Annotated in this window: 16 protein-coding genes; 7 read left to right on the top strand and 9 right to left on the bottom strand. The window is 60.3% G+C overall.

All coding sequences use genetic code 11. From position 1 onward, the window contains the following. The first annotated feature begins 114 nt into the window (after positions 1-114). From FHW92_RS14955 to FHW92_RS14970, 4 genes are all read left to right on the top strand, one after another. A complete protein-coding gene (locus FHW92_RS14955; RefSeq protein WP_172249254.1) occupies positions 115-1044 on the top strand; it encodes a 3-keto-5-aminohexanoate cleavage protein in 930 nt (309 codons plus the stop codon). 59 nt (positions 1045-1103) lie between these two features. Continuing rightward, on the top strand, positions 1104-2081 hold the full coding sequence (locus FHW92_RS14960) for an SMP-30/gluconolactonase/LRE family protein (RefSeq protein WP_172249252.1): 978 nt from the start codon (positions 1104-1106) through the stop codon (positions 2079-2081). A 121-nt stretch (positions 2082-2202) separates the two neighbouring features. Continuing rightward, positions 2203-3258 (top strand): aromatic ring-hydroxylating dioxygenase subunit alpha, encoded by a 1056-nt coding sequence (locus FHW92_RS14965; RefSeq protein WP_246870168.1) that lies wholly within the window; start codon positions 2203-2205, stop codon positions 3256-3258. 52 nt (positions 3259-3310) lie between these two features. Beyond that, positions 3311-5566 (top strand): TonB-dependent receptor, encoded by a 2256-nt coding sequence (locus tag FHW92_RS14970; protein ID WP_168604030.1) that lies wholly within the window; start codon positions 3311-3313, stop codon positions 5564-5566. 914 nt (positions 5567-6480) lie between these two features. Here FHW92_RS14970 and FHW92_RS14975 read toward each other — a convergent pair. The 7 genes from FHW92_RS14975 to FHW92_RS15005 all read right to left on the bottom strand — a co-directional run bounded on the left by FHW92_RS14975 (position 6481) and on the right by FHW92_RS15005 (position 11163). Continuing rightward, positions 6481-6813 carry a DNA-binding transcriptional regulator gene (locus tag FHW92_RS14975; RefSeq protein WP_168604031.1) on the bottom strand — a complete coding sequence of 111 codons (333 nt, stop codon included), beginning with the start codon at positions 6811-6813 and terminating at the stop codon, positions 6481-6483. Further along, positions 6782-7180, bottom strand: coding sequence for a type II toxin-antitoxin system RelE/ParE family toxin (locus FHW92_RS14980; protein WP_168604032.1), 399 nt, complete (start codon positions 7178-7180; stop codon positions 6782-6784). Before FHW92_RS14980 ends, FHW92_RS14975 begins: the two co-directional genes overlap by 32 nt. Before the next feature lie 45 nt (positions 7181-7225). Continuing rightward, positions 7226-8335 (bottom strand): tyrosine-type recombinase/integrase, encoded by a 1110-nt coding sequence (locus FHW92_RS25550; protein WP_210428513.1) that lies wholly within the window; start codon positions 8333-8335, stop codon positions 7226-7228. 199 nt (positions 8336-8534) lie between these two features. Beyond that, positions 8535-9782 (bottom strand): MFS transporter, encoded by a 1248-nt coding sequence (locus FHW92_RS14990; RefSeq protein ID WP_168604033.1) that lies wholly within the window; start codon positions 9780-9782, stop codon positions 8535-8537. Beyond that, the gene (locus tag FHW92_RS14995; RefSeq protein WP_246870169.1) at positions 9779-10111 is read right to left on the bottom strand and encodes a hypothetical protein; all 333 of its coding nucleotides are present in this window, start codon (positions 10109-10111) and stop codon (positions 9779-9781) included. The genes FHW92_RS14990 and FHW92_RS14995 overlap by 4 nt, the downstream gene beginning before the upstream one ends. Continuing rightward, positions 10108-10671 (bottom strand): isochorismatase family protein, encoded by a 564-nt coding sequence (locus tag FHW92_RS15000; protein WP_168604034.1) that lies wholly within the window; start codon positions 10669-10671, stop codon positions 10108-10110. Before FHW92_RS15000 ends, FHW92_RS14995 begins: the two co-directional genes overlap by 4 nt. A gap of 39 nt (positions 10672-10710) precedes the next feature. Next, the gene (locus tag FHW92_RS15005; protein ID WP_168604035.1) at positions 10711-11163 is read right to left on the bottom strand and encodes a MarR family transcriptional regulator; all 453 of its coding nucleotides are present in this window, start codon (positions 11161-11163) and stop codon (positions 10711-10713) included. A gap of 329 nt (positions 11164-11492) precedes the next feature. Between FHW92_RS15005 and FHW92_RS15010 the strand changes: the two genes are divergently transcribed. The 3 genes from FHW92_RS15010 (at position 11493) to FHW92_RS15020 (ending at position 15893) form a co-directional block, all read left to right on the top strand. Next, the gene (locus tag FHW92_RS15010; protein WP_168604036.1) at positions 11493-13994 is read left to right on the top strand and encodes a TonB-dependent receptor; all 2502 of its coding nucleotides are present in this window, start codon (positions 11493-11495) and stop codon (positions 13992-13994) included. A gap of 75 nt (positions 13995-14069) precedes the next feature. Next, positions 14070-15278 (top strand): MFS transporter, encoded by a 1209-nt coding sequence (locus tag FHW92_RS15015; protein ID WP_168604037.1) that lies wholly within the window; start codon positions 14070-14072, stop codon positions 15276-15278. 33 nt (positions 15279-15311) lie between these two features. After that, positions 15312-15893, top strand: a complete 582-nt coding sequence (locus FHW92_RS15020; RefSeq protein WP_168604038.1) for a cysteine hydrolase — start codon at positions 15312-15314, stop codon at positions 15891-15893. 92 nt (positions 15894-15985) lie between these two features. Here the strand turns inward: FHW92_RS15020 and FHW92_RS15025 are convergent, their stop codons facing one another. Together FHW92_RS15025 and FHW92_RS15030 are read right to left on the bottom strand one after the other, a co-directional pair. Then, a complete protein-coding gene (locus FHW92_RS15025) occupies positions 15986-16855 on the bottom strand; it encodes a kinase (protein WP_168604039.1) in 870 nt (289 codons plus the stop codon). Next, positions 16852-17817 carry a D-glycerate dehydrogenase gene (locus tag FHW92_RS15030; RefSeq protein WP_168604040.1) on the bottom strand — a complete coding sequence of 322 codons (966 nt, stop codon included), beginning with the start codon at positions 17815-17817 and terminating at the stop codon, positions 16852-16854. Before FHW92_RS15030 ends, FHW92_RS15025 begins: the two co-directional genes overlap by 4 nt. Positions 17818-17922 lie beyond the last annotated feature (105 nt).

The following is a 17922-nucleotide window of genomic DNA, read 5'->3' on the forward strand; positions in this document are numbered from 1 at the left end:
GCCCTGAGGCGAATGGATCAGGGGGACTTATCCAACTTATCGGGCAAAGTGATTTCCCACATCCTCGGTGATCTGGAACCGTGCTTTCAAACAGGCGACGGGAAAGGATTGGTTATGCGCAAGGCAATCGTGACATGTGCGGTGACGGGCGGGGTCCACACACCCTCCATGTCGCCGCACCTCCCGGTTACCCCAGAGGAGATTGCGGGCTCCGCGATCGAGGCAGCCCGCGCGGGCGCGACCATCGTGCATCTTCATGCCCGTGATCCCGAGACGGGAAAGCCGACGCAGGACCCTGACGTCTATCGCCAGTTCCTGCCGGTCATAGCCGATCGCTGCGATGCCATCATCAATGTCACGACCGGCGGCTCGCCTGTTCTGACACTGGAGGACCGCCTGGCTCCTGCGCTGACCTTCCAACCCGAGATTGCATCGCTCAACATGGGATCGATGAACTTCGCTTTTTACGAGATGCTGCAGCGCTTCACCTGCTTCGAGCATGACTGGGAAGAACCCTATGTCAGGGGCAGTGACGACTACATTTTCCGCAACACCTTCCGCGATATCGCCTATATCCTCGAAAAATGCGAAGCGCTGGGCACGCGCTTCGAGATTGAGTGCTATGACATCGGGCACCTCTATTCGGCCGCACATTTCGCCGATCGCGGCCTCCTCAAGCCACCCTTTTTCATCCAGTCAGTCTTCGGCATCCGGGGGGGGATCGGCGTCCACCCCGAAGATGTCGCGATGATGCGGCGGACGGCAGATCGCCTGTTTGGCGCCGATTATGTCTGGTCAGTAATGGGGGCGGGCAGGCATCAGATGCCGATCGCCACAATGTCAGCCGCAATGGGCGGCAATGTTCGCGTCGGGCTGGAGGACTCGCTGTGGGGCGAGCCAGGCCGGCTCGCACAATCCAATGCTGAACAGGTCTCGCGCATTATCAACGTGCTCCATAGCCTTTCGATCGAGGTCGCCACACCGCAGGACGCGCGCGAAATCTTGCAGCTCAAGGGAGCCGCCGCGACGCGGATCGCCGCGTGACTCTTATCCGGCAGGGGCGAGGCCCCAATCCGCTTGTTGGCTTTCGTGTCGAAGACCGAATGCTGCGCAACATAGGCCGCGATTTGCAGCGCCCCGAATGCATCCTGGCCGAACGCGACGGCACCTTGTGGTCGGCCGATGCGCGCGGCGGTGTGATGCGGATCGCGCCCGATGGTAGCCAGCAGTTGATCTGTCAGGAGGCAGACGGGCATTTCAATCTATCTGGCGATGCGAAAAGCAGTCTGGTTTCCGGCACCCTCCCCAATGGCCTCGCCTTCGGGCCGGATGGCACCATCCTTGTCTCGAACTTCGGCAAGGACCGCCTGGAGGCGATGGACCGGCACACGGGGACGACGCGCATTCTGCACGACACGATTGACGGCAAGCCGATGGGAAAGGTCAATTTTGTGCTGCGCGACCGCAAAGGCCGGATCTGGCTGACGGTCTCGACAATGGTGAACCCGTGGACCGACGCCATCACGCCCTCGATTCGCGACGGCTATATCGCCCTGATCGACGATCGGGGCATCCGCGTGGTGGCGGAGGGCTTCGCCTTCACCAATGAGCTGCGCCTCGATGCCGCCGAGGAATGGCTGTATGTGGCCGAAACGACGGGCAAATGCATCACCCGTATGCGCGTTGGCAATGATGGCTCGCTCAGTGATCGCGAAACCTATGGCCCCGCCTCGCTCGGAACCGGGGCGATCGACGGCATTTGCTTCGATGCCTATGGCAATCTGTGGGCGACGATGATCTTTGCCGACCGGCTTGTGGCCATCACTCCGGAGGGCGATGTCCTGGAACTGGCCGACTTTGGCAATGCCGCGGCGACCGACCGGTTCGAAGCGGAATTCGCAAGCGGGGCGTCGGTCTCCTTTGAGACGCTGTCGGCCTGTGGCGGAACCGTCGCGCCGTGGCTGGCCAGTATGACATTCGCCGGAGCGGATTTGCGCACCGTTTGCCTGGGCTCGCTGCGGGGCACGACGATCCCGACCTTTACGGCGCCGGTCGCCGGTCTGCCGATGGCGCATTGGTGATATGCCGCGCCCGATATTCCACGCTTATGCTTCCCATCAGCAATGGCAATTGGATGCGTTAGCCGAAGCGCAATAGGCAGGACAACAGGGAAGGGCGCGAGACAATGACGCCTTCCAGGCCATGAAGGAGCAGGATTTGTCGACAGGGGCTCGTCATCGCAGCTACCCGCTGAACGCCTGGTATATGGCGTGCTGGGCCAGTGACCTGGTTGCCGGCAGCCTGATGGCGCGAACCCTGCTCGATCAACCGCTTGTTTTCTTCCGGGATGAGGATGGCGCGCCGGTTGCCATGGACGACATGTGCCCCCACCGCTTCGCCCCGCTTTCTCGCGGCAGGCTGGAAGGCGGCGTTCTGCGCTGCGTCTATCACGGCTTGCGCTTCGATGCCTCGGGCGCCTGTCTCGGCAATGGTGCCGCCTACAGCCGCTTTCCGCCGGGCACGCGGGTGCGCACCCACCGCCTGGTGGAACGGTATCGTGCGATCTGGATATGGCTGGGTGATCCTGATCGGGCCGACCCGGAGCATATCCCCGCGCTCTCACGCATGCCGGAGCCTGGCGGGCATGAGAACATCGGCAATTATCTGCATGTCCACGCGAACTGGCTGCTCGAGATCGACAACATCATGGATCTCACCCACGTCCATTACCTGCATCTTGGCTCGCTGGGCAACGAGAGCATGCGGACGGGCGAGATGGAGGTCAGCGAGAAGGACGGTGTGGTGCGAGCGGAACTCCGCATGCCGAACACGATCTGCCCGTTCGGCCCGCTCGAAGGCCAGCTTTGCGATCAGTGGAACAATGTCGAATGGCATTCGCCATCGGCCATGATCCTGGACTTCGGGGCGCTGCCGCCGGGCGAGCCGCCCGTGCAGGACGAGGGCGGCTATGCGTTCCATATTTTCACGCCCGAGACCGAGCACAGCACGCATTATTTCTTCGGCAGTTCCGGCTCCTACCCCGAGGAGGAAGCGTGGCGGCCGCGCATGATCGGCGAATTGCAGAACCGCGTTTTCCTGGAGGAGGACAATCCTCTGATCGAAGCCGTGCAGCAACGCATGGCCGGGCGCGATTTCTGGGACATGCGCCCGGCCATCTTGTCCAGCGGTGCCGCCGCGATCAGGGTCCGCCGCAAGATCGCCAAGCTCTGCCGTGATGAAGCGAACACCTCGGGCTGACGCCAGGCCTGGCAACCGCCACAATCGATAAACCACGATAATGGGAGGATTTATGGCTCATCTGCCCTTGCGGGCGGCGGTGCTCTGTGGCGCCGCGTTTATCGCCCTTGGAAGCAGCCCGGTGCTGGCTCAAGATAGTCACCCCAAATCACCGGCCGCCGCCGATCCCCAATCCTCGGGCACCATCGCCGACATCGTGGTCACGGCGCAAAAGCGCGCCGAATCGGTGCAGAACACGCCGCTGGCGGTGTCCGCCATCGGTGGCGCTGCCCTTGCCCAGCGCGGCGCCACCGATCTGACATCGATTGCCTCCGCCGTGCCCGGCCTGAACGTTTCAGAACAGGTCGGACAGGCTCGCCTGACCCTGCGCGGGATCGGCGTCGACAACATTTCGACCGGCGCCGAGAGCAGCGTTGCATTTAACCAGGATGGAGTGTTCTTCTCCCGCTCAGCGGCGGCGCTGGCGTCCTTTTACGATGTCGAGCGTGTCGAGGTGCTGCGCGGCCCTCAGGGCACGCTTTATGGCCGCAACGCGACCGGCGGCAGTGTCAACATCATCACCAACCGCCCGACCTTCAGCACAAAGGCCGGGACCAGCCTGACCTATGGCAATTACGACACGATCAATACCGAAGCCTATTACTCAACCGGCCTGACCGACACGGTGGCCGTCCGCTTCGCTGGGCAAATCCAGAACCATGCTGGTTATGGGAAAAATGTCCTCACGGATACCGACATCGACGATAAACATTCGCAGGCAGTTCGTGGGCAGCTGCTGTTCGAGCCGAACACGCGCCTCACCATCCTGCTGGGGGCGGATTATTATCATCAGAATGACCGCTCGAACACCTATCACTATTTCGGGGCAGCCGGGTTTACGGCGACGGGCACGCCCATCACGCCGACCGGCCTGTTGCTTGGCGGGGTCGACCCTGGCCCGCGCAACGTGGCCAGCGTGCGCGATCCTGCCAACAATGCGCAATTCTGGGGTGCGCGGGCGGTCATTTCCTTCAAGCTGACCGACCATCTCTCCCTGCGCTCGCTCAGCGCCTATCGTTCCAGCCATTATCTGGTCAATTCGGATTTGAACCCGATCGGCGTGAACCTCTTCCCGATCGACTTTGGCGAGACATCGAACGAATATTCCCAGGAATTTCAGCTCAATCTGGACACCAGCCGCAACAAGCTGGTCGTGGGCGCCTTCTACATGCACGAGGATATCGACGGTTTCATCCAGGGACCGTTCAACCTTCGCACGCTGGGCGGGCCGAGCTCCTTTGTTCAGGGCTTTTACTCGGGCGGGCATCTCAAGACCGACGCCGCCGCCATCTTCGCGCAAGACAGTTTTTCCATCACCCACAAGCTGCGACTGACCCTGGGCGGGCGCTACAGCTGGGAAAGGAAGGGCGTCGCGGACCAGTCCGACTTTGACTTTGCCGACGCCTATGTTCCCGGCGCGCCTGTGACCGTGCCTGTCCATGTAGCCAGCAAGACCTTCGGATCCTTCACCCCGAAAATCGGCCTCGATTATAACATCGCGGAAAAAGTGATGGCCTATGCCTCCTATTCGAAGGGGTTCAAAGCGGGCACGTTCAACCTTGGTTCCGCCAGCCCCGCGCTCAACCCAGAAAAGGTGAATGCTTACGAACTCGGGCTCAAGTCGACCCTGCTTGATGGACATCTGCGCGCCAACCTTTCCGGTTTCTACTATGATTATTCCGATCTTCAGGTCGGCAAGGTGCAGGGGCAACTGCTGGTGCTCGAAAACGCGGCTGCGGCCCAGATTTACGGCCTGGAAAGCGAGTTCACGCTGAAGCCTGTGCGCGACCTCACCATCGGGCTCAACGCCAGCTGGCTTCACGGGCGGTTCAAGCGATATGTCACCGCCGATCAGGCTCGGCCCGGTGGCGACGGGCACACGCTCGACGAGAACGGCGTTCCAGCCTTCAATCTGGCGGGGAACACCCTGCCGCAATCGCCCAATTACACAATCGACCTGTCAGCGGAGTACAGCGTCCATCTTCCAAACGGCTCGCTCACGCTCCGGGGCGAGAGCTACTGGTCGGACCAGGTCTACTTCTCGGCCTTTAACCTTCAGCCGATGTCACAGCCAGCCTACAACCAGCAGAACGCCTACCTCACCTATCGCCTGAAGAGTGGCCTGCGGCTGACAGGCTTCGTGCGGAATATCGGCAACAAGACCATCCGGGCCTCAGGCCAGGTGGCAAGCGCGCTGCTCGGCTCACCGATACTCGGATTCGTGAAACCTCCTCGCACCTACGGGCTAACCGTCGCTTTCGATTATTGAGGGGGAGGCCTCTTTCCCTTTCAACGAGCCTATGCATTTGCCAAGACAATCAAAGCACACGAGGCGGCAGAGGCTCGTTGAAATTCGTTTCGGTGTTGCGGGTCTGTCAAGACCCGTACGCACTTCCGGTCGGAAGCCAATCCCATTCTCGAATAGACAGTTAATGGAATTAGCCTGGGGCCGCATGAAATCCTTCTCATCGGCATCGTGCGTAGCGGTTGAACCGGCTCAACGTATGCCAGCTATAATCCATCTATGGTTTTGAAGCTGAACTTTCGGTTAGCACTCTAAATAGGCGCCATTTGCTCTCACTGGCCCAGCGGACCACTTTACTCGAGGGGCATATCTGAACGAAGGGCGGCTTGGCCTCATGGCTGAAAATTCGGAGACGTTCCGGTCCGTCCTCACTTCTTGCTATTCGCTCCGGGGATGACAGACCCAGAATATATGGCAAATTGCGACGTGCGCAATTCAAGTCGAGGCCATCAGATCTTGGGGACGAAATGGGTACAAGATTGCCATTTTGCTAGAAGAGCTGGGCGCGGCCTAGCCTCAACGGCATGCGGCATGGTCAACAGCTTACGAGTCTCACGACAGACATGGCGATCGGCACCGCACCTTAGGGTGCCGCGCACCGGTCTTGGCGGCAATGTCTCAACCAAATCGACATCAAGGCCGGAAAGATTGCGGGCTCGCATTATCAGTCGGGTTGTATCTGAGCAGGCTTGTCGTATAGCACCTAACACTATCACTAAACCGCATCAGCCAGAGCAGAAAATACACCGTCCGCTGACGGCCAGACTTTTCCAGACGATCTGTTGGACTAAAGGCAATTCAGGTGATTTTCTTTTTTGCGATTTGTATCTGAAATCAGTTTCTTGGTCGTCCTCGACATTTCCCCTCCCGGGCAGCGGTCAAGTGATTGCCTGCAACCCCTTCGCCTTCACGAGATTCAGCAGCTTGAGCGAAGGTCCGTCGGGGCGTTTTTCGCCGCGTTCCCATTTGCTGACGGCGTCCTTCCGGACGTTGAGGTAATGAGCGAACACCGGCTGCGAGACCTTTTCGCGCGCTCGCAAGGCACGAATTTCCTCGGGGGTCATCGGCTCGACGGGGGTAAGACATAGCGCATCGAACCCGCGCATGGTCGACTTGTCGACGAGTCCAATCCGATGGAGTCCCGCCGCGGCCTCATGCACCGAAGCCAGAATCGGACTTTCAGTCCGCTTGCGTTTCGCCTTCACGATCATCGTCCGAAACCTCGATTAATTCGCCCGCCTCGACAGCGGCCTCTACCTCGTCCTCGGAAAGGCCCAGGTACACCGTCGCCAATTGCTTCAGTGCCTTGAGTTCTTTCACGCTTACATTTGCCTTCTCATTCTTGGCAAAGCCATGAGCAAAGAAGCTGTGCCCGCCAACCCTGAAGAAGATGATCGTCCGAAATCCTCCTGACCTGCCACCGCCGCTTCTGGCCACGCGTTGCTTGAACACGCCGCCGCCTAGGTCCGCGTCGTGAACCCCGGCCGCGACGTCAGCTGCCGCAGCGCGAAGGGTTTCCGACGCGAGTCCCGCCTTGCGCGCGAAACGAGCAAAGCCCTTCGTCATGAACACGGTCACGATGGTTCACGCTCGACGGAACAAGCCATAGTATAGTCCTTAGAGCTACAATTTCAAGACCTGCAGGGCGGCCCTGTCTGGTGGGCCGAATAAGGTCGCCATCGCACCTCCAACAGGCATGCGATGCCTATGCATCCAGCCGCTCAGCGAGATCGGCCGCTCGCGGCTTGTAGTAGATTTGAAGCATCGAAAGGGACTTGTGCCCTGTGATTGCTGCCAGCTCCAGGACGTTGGAGAGTTTCGGGGCCATTGTCGTGGCCGCCTCGCGACGGCTGTCATGAAAGTGAATGTGGGGCGGGCCAGCCTCGCGCTTTGCCTCCCGAAACAACTTGTCGAAGTGCCCCGTCTGGACAGGGACACAACTGGCGCGGTCGGCTGTCGCTTCTTCACAATCTGCAGCAGCGCCATCGCGACCTTGGACAGCGGCACGTCACGTTCCTCGCCGTTCTTCGTCATGTCGAGGTGCGCGTGGCGGGCGTCGAAATCGATGTCCGACCATCGCAGCGAAAGGATTTCACCCTTTCGCATGGCCGTCTCCAGCGCGAGGTAGAAGGCAAATGCGACCCATTGCGCCGACATCGTCGGCTCGGACTTTCCATCCCAACCAAGCTTTGCGATGATCGCCTTGCGGTCGGCGACCGTGATGCGCTGCGTGCGCGGCCGTGGCTTGCGCGGTTTGGTGATCTGAGCGCAGGGATTGGAGGTCAGGCCCACGCGCCACTCCTTCATCGCGTGGGTGAACATGCTCGAAATCAGGCAGAGTTCGCGGTTCATCGTCGAGGGAGACACCTTGCACAGCCGCTTGTCGCGCCATTCCGCCATGTCAGGACCGGTGATCGCAGTGATCGGCCGGTCGAACAGGCGGCTCCGGCGGATGAGCATCTTGATACGGATCTGCTCCCACCGACAGCCTCTTTTCGCGGGCGACACTTCTTTCGCATAGCGCGTAAACACGTCCTTGGCGGGCTTTCCGGCAACGGGGGTTACCGGTTCCTGAACGATGCTCTCGGCGCTGTTGCCCGCGATGATCTTGGCTTCGGTCGCGATGGCCCAGGCTTCTGCCTCAGCCCGCGTATCGAAGGTCGCGGACAGCGCTTCGCCCTTACGGCGAACCTGGGCGCGCCATGATTTCTTTCTCCTCTGAAGTGTCGCCATTGTGCCAAATCCTGCTATTTTTGTGCCACGCCGCTTGGGGGGGGGCGGTTCGCCTGACTCGGCATAGACATCTCGGCACAAAAGGCACAAGAGGGGGTCAGAATACGTCATTCCGGGTAAGATTTTGTCAGAACAAATATATTGATAACAATGTATTAGCCGGAGATGCTGGCCATCAACTGGCATCTGAACCGCACTTTCAGGGACTTGGGGTGTCACTCAAGGTTGAGCGCGTGTTCTGACTATTCGCCAGGCATCGTGCAGCGACTATCGCAGCTGCAAAGCCCGACAGCGCCCCTACCACGAGCGCCCAGCGCGGGCCAAAATGATCAGCGATCCACCCCAAAATCGGCGCGCCGATTGGCGTGCCTCCCAACGCAATGCCAACGCGCAACGCCATCACGCGACCGCGCATGGCCGGTTCGGTCGAAAGTTGCATCAGACTGTTTGTCGTGTTGGTGAAAGTCAGCGAGGCCCCGCCGATCACCACCAATGCAGCGCCAAACAACCAATAGGTTGGCGCGACCGCCGCCAAGGCACAGCCCACGCCAAAAATGGTGGCACCTGCCAGCAATGCCCCGAATCCCGAATGTCCGCGCCCGGCATTTAGCAGCGCTCCCGCAAGGGTTCCAATCGCCATGGTCGATGACAACAAGCCATAAGCGCGCGCGTCGACATGGAAGACACCAACCGCCATCGTCGAGATGAAGATCGGGAAATTCAATCCGAAAGTGCCGATCAGGAACAGCATGATCAGGATCGCCTTGAGGTCAGGGCGCGACCTGACATAGCGCAGGCCGTCGGCGAAGCTGCCTGGCGCGCTGCGTGTCTGGGGGTGAGGGTGTAACTCATCGCCGCGCAGCATCAGAAGGGAGATCAGCACGGCCATAAAGGAAGCGCCGTTGATCAGAAAAGCCCAGCCGGTGCCGACCGCGGCGATGATGATGCCCGACGCCGCAGGACCAATCATGCGGGCCGCGTTGAAAGAGGTGGAGTTCAGCGCGACCGCGTTGGCAAGATGCTCATCGCCCACCAGTTGCGCGACGAAAACCTGCCTCACCGGGGCATCGAACGCGGCGGCGGCGCCAAAAATCAGCGCAAATGCATAGACATGCCACAATTGCACGAGGCCGCTGACGGTCAGCAGGCCGAGCGCGATAGCCAACAGGCCCATCGCCGCCTGAGTCACGATCAGTAATTTGCGTTGATCGAGGTGATCAGCGGCAGAGCCGGTCCACGGAAGCAGCAGCAATTGCGGCGCGAATTGCAGCGCCGTGACGATGCCCACCGCCCCGGCGCTGTGATGGGTGAGGACAGTCAGAACCAGCCAGTCCTGAGCCGTACGCTGCACCCAGGTACCCAGATTTGAAACGAACGCCCCACCCACCCACAACCGGTAGTTGAAGCTGCGCAAGGAGCGAAAAATGCCGCCGGCAGGCTCGCTCATGACTGCTCCGGCATGATCCCACCGTGAAAGCGTCCGAAGTGACGAGCCGCGAACAAGCCAAGCCCGAGCATTCCGAGACCAAGTGCCGCAACCTGCGTTATATCCCGCAGATCAAAACTGCCGACACGCACAACCAGCAGGTAGAAGAGAACGAGATTGGCAAAGCCCCACAGGACGTTCACGATTGAGGAGGACAGCCCCTCCCCGCCCGGCGTGGCAAAGGGGCTTTGAAAGGACCTCCCCATCACCCCACTGACAAAGTGTGGAATGGCATTCGCCAGAAACGCGCCGCCAAGGAAATACGACAGCAGATGTGTCCAGACCATCATGAGCGCCCTTCGAGCAAAGCGATAATATCGGCGACAAGCCCGGTTTCGCCCAGGCGAGGAAACACCGTGCCGACGCTGTAGTCATGCGCCTGCGGGCGCGAATCCGTCATCGCATCAATGGCCAGGGTGACATTGAAGCCGAGTTCATAGGCTTGACGTGCGGTTGCCTCCACGCCGGTGGCCGTCGCGATGCCAGCGATCACGACTTGCGTCACATCCAGCGCCTTCAGTCGTGTTTCGAGATCGGTCTTGGCAAAGGCGCCCCAGGTCCGCTTGGTGACAAGAATGTCGTCACCCTGCTGGCCAAGTTCTGGCACCAATTCGGCAAAATCCGCGGGCAAGCCACTGATATCACGCCGGGGCTGTTCGGTTCGCCCGGGCGCACCACCCACAACGTTCACCAGCACCACAGGCAGTTTATGTACTCGGAACGCGTCGGCCAATGCGCGGCTGCGCGCGATCACGCCTTCCACAGGATGGGTGGCGGGCATTTTGACGATGCCCTTCTGCAGGTCAATAATGATCAGGGCGGTGTTCGTGTCGAGTGAGGTCAGTGCCATGGGTAGTCCTTTCGAAAACATCGCCTTGGATGGGGTAAATCAGTCGTCGACCAGGCGTTCGAGCAAGGCGAGCGCGGCCAGAAGCTGCTCCTGTTCCGGCGCGGAGAGCCGGGCGTGGATGGTTCGCATCAGCCAATCCTGCCGGGCGGCGCGGCCTTCCTCGATCCATCTCCTGCACGTGTCGGTCAGCGACAGGATTGTCTGGCGGCCATCGCCCGGATCCTGAACACCTTGCACCAGCCCAACGTTTTCCAACGCGGCGATGACCGCCCCCATGGACTGCGGCCGCATCCCTTCGGCTCTGGCCAGGCTGGAGGTCGTAGTAGGGCCGTCCTTTTCGAGGCGAAGCAGCACGGCCGTTTGTGACGGAGTGAGGTCGCCCACATCGGCCTGTTCACGCAGGCGGCGCTTCAGCTTTCCGGCCAGCCCGCGAATGTCGCCCGCCAAACGCGTCGCGCGGGCGAGTTCAGCATCTGTGTGTGAAGAATCCATGTGCGAAGGATAAAGATAGGAAGACAAACTGTAAAGCTTAACTTCCCATCTTTCTGCCGAGGCGGGCCGCTGCAAGCTCCGCCAGAGAAGGAACGCCTGTCCCGCCCCGCTGTTTCGTCACAAGGCGCGGTCCGCCAAATCCGCAGGCAGCGCGAACGGCGATCCCGCTATCCTCAAGCGACCTGCGGGAGGGAGCGAGAAGGCATCTGGCGGAGCCTTTGATCGTGCGGTCCGCCTAATGGATTATAAGGAAGACAGGCCATAGTTTGAACGCCGGCTCACCGATAAGCTTGCCCCAACAAAAAAAATGACAGGGGAGGCTTTCCGGAATGAAATCCCGTAACCGCGTTACACACAACGCGCTTTTGGCCGGCGTCGCAGCAGGCACCTTTCTTTCGCTGCCTGCGATGGCCACAGCGCAAGGCGTCGGCTCAGAGTCAAAAGCCACCGGTGTGGGAAAGGCGCAGGCCTCGTCGAGCCAGCCAGACACCGCCGCCGAAGAGATTATAGTGACCGCTCAGCTTCGTACGGAGCGCCTTCAGGAAGTCCCCATATCGGCTGTGGTTGTTGGCGCCAAGGAACTCACCCTGCGCAACATCACGAATCTCAACACGTTGACGGAAGCCATGCCGTCTATCCACGTCGGCAATACAGCGTCGGCGAATGACCTCTATATGCGGGGCGTTGGCTCGGGCAACAATGTATCATTCGATCAGGCGGTGGGGACGTTTATTGACGGTATCTATTATGGTCGGGCGCGCATTTCCTCGGCCACCTTTTTCGATCTTGAGCAAATCGAGGTCCTGAAGGGACCGCAGAGCACATTCTTCGGAAACAACACGATTGCTGGCGCCTTCAACGTGCGCACACGTGATCCATCCAGCACCTTCAGTGGTGCGGGGCGCTTCCTTTACGGAACACATGGCAATCGCGTCGCCGAGGTCGCGGTCAGCGCGCCGATCAGCGATACGCTCAGCGTCCGCTTGGCCGGGCATTATGACGGCTCGGACGGCTGGCTGCACAACATCACCGCGCCCAATGTCGAGACCGGGCGCAAGACGCCCGCCAGCGATAATTACGGTGGCCGCGCGACCATCGTGTACACGCCGGTGCCGAACCTGAAGATCAAGCTCAAGCTCGATTACAGCAACAACAAGAGCAATGGCCTAGCCATCCAGACCACCGGTTGTCCGCCGCCCGCACCGTTCACAGCCGCCGGAAACTGCCTGGCGCTCCTGAACGCCGGGCTCGGTAACACGGTGGGACTGGATAAGAACGACATCAACGTCAATGAAGGGCAAGCCATTGCCTTGAAAACCAATTCCCAATCGCTGCACGTCGATTACACGTTGGGAGACCTGACGATCACCTCGATCAGTGCCCGGCTCAATTATGACTATTTTTCGGCACTCGATGTTGATCGCACGCCGACTTATCTGTCCAACGGACTGGCTTACGAAAATTACACACAATACAGCCAAGAACTGCGCGTGGCCTCGCCCCAGAACGTTCCGGTGGAGTATCTTTTCGGTATCTACTACCAAAATGACAGCCTTTACTCCAATCAGCAGATCAACTTCCCCCAGTTGAGTCCCGGCATCCTGGCCAAGCCTTCCCTAGCGCCGCTGGCGGGCCTTTTGCCGATCGCACGCTCGATCTCCTTCGATCAGAAGCAGGACAGCATTGCGGCTTTCGGGTCGTTGAGCTGGCACATCACCGATCAACTGACGCTTTCGGGCGGATTGCGCTACACGCGGTCGCATAAGGCCACCGACAGTGTGCAGCAATTCGGTCAGGCGACGAGCCCCTATTCCGGTTTTGCCCCCTATTCGGGGGTGCTCAACCCGCAAAATAATGGCGCGATTGTGTCGACCGGATTGCAGGGCACCGCAAGCGCAGTGGGGATCGGGCCGGCTGGGACAGAATCGAGCGCGGGCACCTATGATGCCTTCCTTCCCTCGGCCAAAATCCAGTACAAGATCTCACCAGCCTCCATGGCCTATTTCTCCTATTCCAAGGGCTTTCTAGCGGGCGGTTTCAACGGCCTGGAAAATACCGGCTTTACCGCCAATGCGGCCTTCAAGCCTGAAAAAGTCGATGCCTTTGAACTGGGCATCAAAAATCGCCTGTTCGGTGGGAAAGTCACCTTTAACATCGCGGCATTCATCAACAATTTTTCTGACTTCCAGGTCACACAGACAATCCAGCAACTGGGCGGCGTGCGCAGCCTGATCACGAATGCCGCATCGCTGAAAAGCAAAGGCGTTGAGGTCGACGCGGCGTGGAACGTGACGCGCGCGTTCCGGCTTTCCGGAAACCTGACGTATCTCCATTCGCGCTATGGCACTTACACCGGCGTTGCGCTGGATTCCCTCGGCTCCTTTTGCCATACTGCATCCAACATCGGCAATCCTGCCTGCGTCAGCGCCTACGGTGGCAACGGCGATCCCGGCTCTCTGCGCGACTTGAGCGGGCAGGTCACACCTTTCGCGCCGACTTGGTCCGGCAGCGCCACGGCCTCGTACGGCCTCGATCTGGGCGAGGTGAAGGTAACGCCAGCAATCACCGCCATTTTTTCATCAAGTTTCTATCCGAGCGGCTCCACGCTCAACGATCCACTCCAGTTGCAGACATCGTATCTGCGACTCGATGCACAGATAACCGTTGCACAGTCCAGCAATGGGCGATGGGGTGTCGATCTGATCGGCAAGAATTTGACGGACAGGAATATCACCACAGCAGCCTTGCTTGCCTCTGGTTCGGCAGGGACGATCTCCAAGGCGAAGGAAGAGCCGCGCAATTTCGCCGCGCAGTTCCGGCTGAATTTCTAATGCCCATGTGGCCGAAGGAAGCCGCGATCATCCAAACTTTCTGCCGGCCACAAGGTCTTTCCATGAGAGAAGCACATGCCCTCCAGATATAAAATTCTCGCGGTTATCTGGTTTTTTCAGATCACCCTTAACTTTGATCGCGTGATCATGGCTTTTTCAGGGCCGGCAATTCTCAAGGCGCTGGCGCTCGGCCCGCAGTCGCTGGGGACCATTCTGTCGGGCTTTGCGATTGGATACATGTGCGGCCAGATTCCCGGGGGCTTGTTGGCTGACCGCTGGCGGATCAAGACGATGCTGATCGTGCTGCCGGTCCTGTGGGGGCTATTCACAGGCCTGACCGCTCTGGCCGCTACGGTTGCCGGTTTTGTCGCTTTTCGAGCGTGTCTTGGTTTGGCAGAAGGTCTTGCGGTTCCGGCCTGTTTTCGCGTGATCGGCGAAACATTCGACAGCCAGCGGCGCACCGGCGCCATGGCACTGTCCAGCACGGCGGGGGCCTTGGGACCTGCCATTGCCGGCCCGATCATCGGTCTGGTCATTGCCGCTTACGGCTGGCAGGCGGCCTTCTATGTACTGGCCGTTCCGCCGTTCATCGCCGCGGTCCTGATTTTTCTGGTCCTGCCATCGCGCCGATCGGTGGAAAAACACCCCGAACACACGTCCCCCGCCGAGGCGGTGGCAAAGCCGAGCATATCGACCGTCTTGCTGAATGGCCGCCTGTGGGTCACCTCCTTCGCCTATTTCTGCTTCAATATCGGCTATTGGGGCTACAATGGCTGGATGCCAACCTATCTGGCCACCGCGCATCATCTCGATATCAAGCATCTCGGTCTGATCGGCTCGATTCCTTATGTGATGGCGTTTGCCGGGTTGCTTTCTTTTGGCGCGCTTGGTGCAAGGCTACAGCGGTTTCGTATTCAGACTCTCGCCATCGCCTATCTTTTGACTGGCGCCTCGCTGTTTCTGGCCTTCGGGGCGGGCGCACTGTTCGGCACAATGCTTGGGCTTTGTTTCGCATCATTCTTCCTGAGCGGGGGCATACCTCTGTTCGGCTCGATGCTGTTTGATCTGGCGCCCCGCGGCGGCAGTGGGAGTTACGCCGGCATCGTCTTTACAGCAGGGCAACTTGGAGGGGTGTTCGCGCCTTTCGCGATTGGGCGTCTGGTCCAGCTCACAGGGAATTTCGCCGCAGGTTTCGCCCTGATGGAAATCGCTCTGGTCGCAGGGGGCCTCGCGGTTTTCCTCCTTCCATTTCTGCAACGCCCGGCGCGATCAGCCGCGAACTGAGCGCCCCCCTCACCACCGTCCAAGGATCATTGCATGTCTTCGCTTGAACTCGATCAGCGCGCCGCCCTTCTAACGATTGATCTCCAGGAGGCGTTCCGCGCTATGCCAGCAACGTCCCCAATCCCCGAAATCTTTGCCCGTGCCGCAGAACTTGGCCATGCTTTTCGGGCTCACGGCCTGCCGGTGGTGCTGGTGAATGTGAAGCCCAACCCGAGCGGCCCAACCCGGCGTGTGGACGGCAATCGCCCGAGACCGGCAGCACCGGAGAATGCGGCAGATCTTGTGCCCGAACTCGAAGCGCAGCCTGCCGACCTTCGTATCACCAAGCATAGCTGGAGCGCGTTCTATGAAACCGGCCTGCATGACAGGCTTCAGGAACTGGGCGTGACCGAAGTGGTGATCATCGGCATTGCCACCAGCATCGGCGTCGAGGCCACGGCCAGAGCCGCCTATGAGCGCGGCTACAACCTCACGATCGCGGTAGACGCCGTCGCCGATCGCGACCAGACAGCCCACGATTACAGTATGTCGCGGGTGTTCCCCAGGATTGGGCAAACTGCGACGTCAGCAGACATCCTCGCGGCGCTCGCGCAACGCCAGGCCGCTTCCGCATAGGCATGTCCCTTTCAGGTGGGGCCACAGGTCACCTGATCGCCAGTACACGATCCTAGAGCGGATCGTCCGGCACAGCCGGTTCGTGAGCCGCTCTAGGGCACCCCTGCGGAACTGCCCAGTTCGCGCACCGCGACTGATCGGCGGCCGCGATCAAGATCGACGACAATGTCGGCAGGCTGATCCTCGATAATCCAACAGGTAAGCCGCTCATAATGCGCTATGAACCGCTCGATCTCCGCGGCTTCCATGGCGGGGAGAGCGCCCGGTGCGTTTCGGTCAAGCCGCTCCTCCTGCTCAAGACGCCAGGCATGAACATAAGCGAATGTGGGCGCACGAAGCAGAATTTTCAGATCGAGCATGGCAAAAATCGCCGCATAGTCCGCGCCCAAAGCGGCATTGACATAACGCCGCCACCTGCCATCGGCGTCCTCGTCCTGTTCCAGCCTGTTGATCGGCATATCCAGGGCATGATCGGGCTGCGGTCGCGCGCCAACGCACCAGCCTTCCAGCAGCACGACGTCGACCTCTCCCTCGCAAACCTGCCAATCGGCCTCGGGCTGCCGATCGTCGATCGCTTTGTCGAATGCCGGAAGCGGGACGGCCCGGCCACCACCTTCCAGCAACGCGCGCAGGGTCGCTTGCATCAGCGGGATATCATGCGTGCCGGGAACGCCGCGTGTCGCAAGCAAGGGATGTACATCAACAGACAGTGTCTTTCGCGCGGCACGCGTAAGGTAGAAGTCGTCCAACGACCGCACCACGGCCTTGCGCCCCTGGTGTTCGAGCAGACTCGCAAGCCTCGCGGCAGTCGTCGACTTGCCACTGCCCTGCGGACCACAAAGCCCGACAAGAATCGGCCGGTCAGCCCGAGCGCTGCAGCCTTCAATACGTGCCACGAGACGGGCATCACTCGCGATCACCGACGGATCGAGGCCGCCTGCTTCCGGGTTATACGGGGTCATCTCACCTGATCCGGGGGCACTTGCCCCGTCATGATCGCATCCACATTGGCCAGCGCGCGCATGCCCATGGCAATCCGCGTCTCCACTGTAGCGCTGCCCAGATGTGGCAGCAAGACGACGTTTTCGAGTTCTGAAAGACCGGGGAATACACGCGGCTCGTCGCGATAGACGTCCAGCCCGGCCGCAGCCAATCGCCCCTTGGCGAGGGCATCTGCCAGCGCGGGCTCATCCACCAAATCACCCCGCGCCGTGTTTACGAGGATCGCGGATGGCTTCATCATGGCGAGCCTGTACCGGTCGATCATGCCGCGGGTTGCCTCCCCCCCCGGCGCGTGCAGCGAGACGATGTCGGAACATTGCAAAAGGTCTTCGAGGCCCATGGCTCGCCCGCCAAGCGCGTCCATCTCAGCATCGCGCCTCCCACTTCGACTTGTATAAATGATCTCCATCCTGAAACCGAGGCGCGCGCGGCGCGCGGTTGCCCTGCCAATGCGCCCGGCGCCCACAATACCCATGGTTTTGCCAGAGAGCGATTGCCCCATCATGTGAGTCGGGTGCCAACCCTGCCAGCCACCGCCGCGTATCAAACGTTCCCCCTCGCCCGCGCGCCGGGCGCACATCGCTGCCAGCAGGATTGCCATATCTGCGGTGTCATCGGTGAGCACGTCAGGCGTGTTCGTAACAATCACCCCGGCTTCGGTGCAAGCGCCGAGATCAATGTGATCAAGCCCCGCGCCAAAATTGCAGAAGGCGCGGGTCCGCATGCCCCCTTGTGACAACACGGATCGGTCAATCTTGTCGGTGATGGTGGGGCAGATAACATCATAGGTGGTGATCGCCTCAGACCATTCCAACGACGACAATGGAGCATCCGCCACCGAGAGAGTGACGTCATAACGACCGGCAAGGGCGCGTTCGACGACCTCGGGCCAGCGACGGGTCAACAGGATTTTGGGGGTCATGATGGGTTCACACCTTGAGAGACAGGAAATTTGACAAGCGGAGGCGTTGTTCATGCCACCCTGGCCGGATCATGCCCGGTGCGCCACGGCAGGCAATGCGCGCGC

The sequence above is a fragment of the Novosphingobium sp. SG707 genome (genome assembly GCF_012275515.1).
Taxonomy (GTDB): domain Bacteria; phylum Pseudomonadota; class Alphaproteobacteria; order Sphingomonadales; family Sphingomonadaceae; genus Novosphingobium.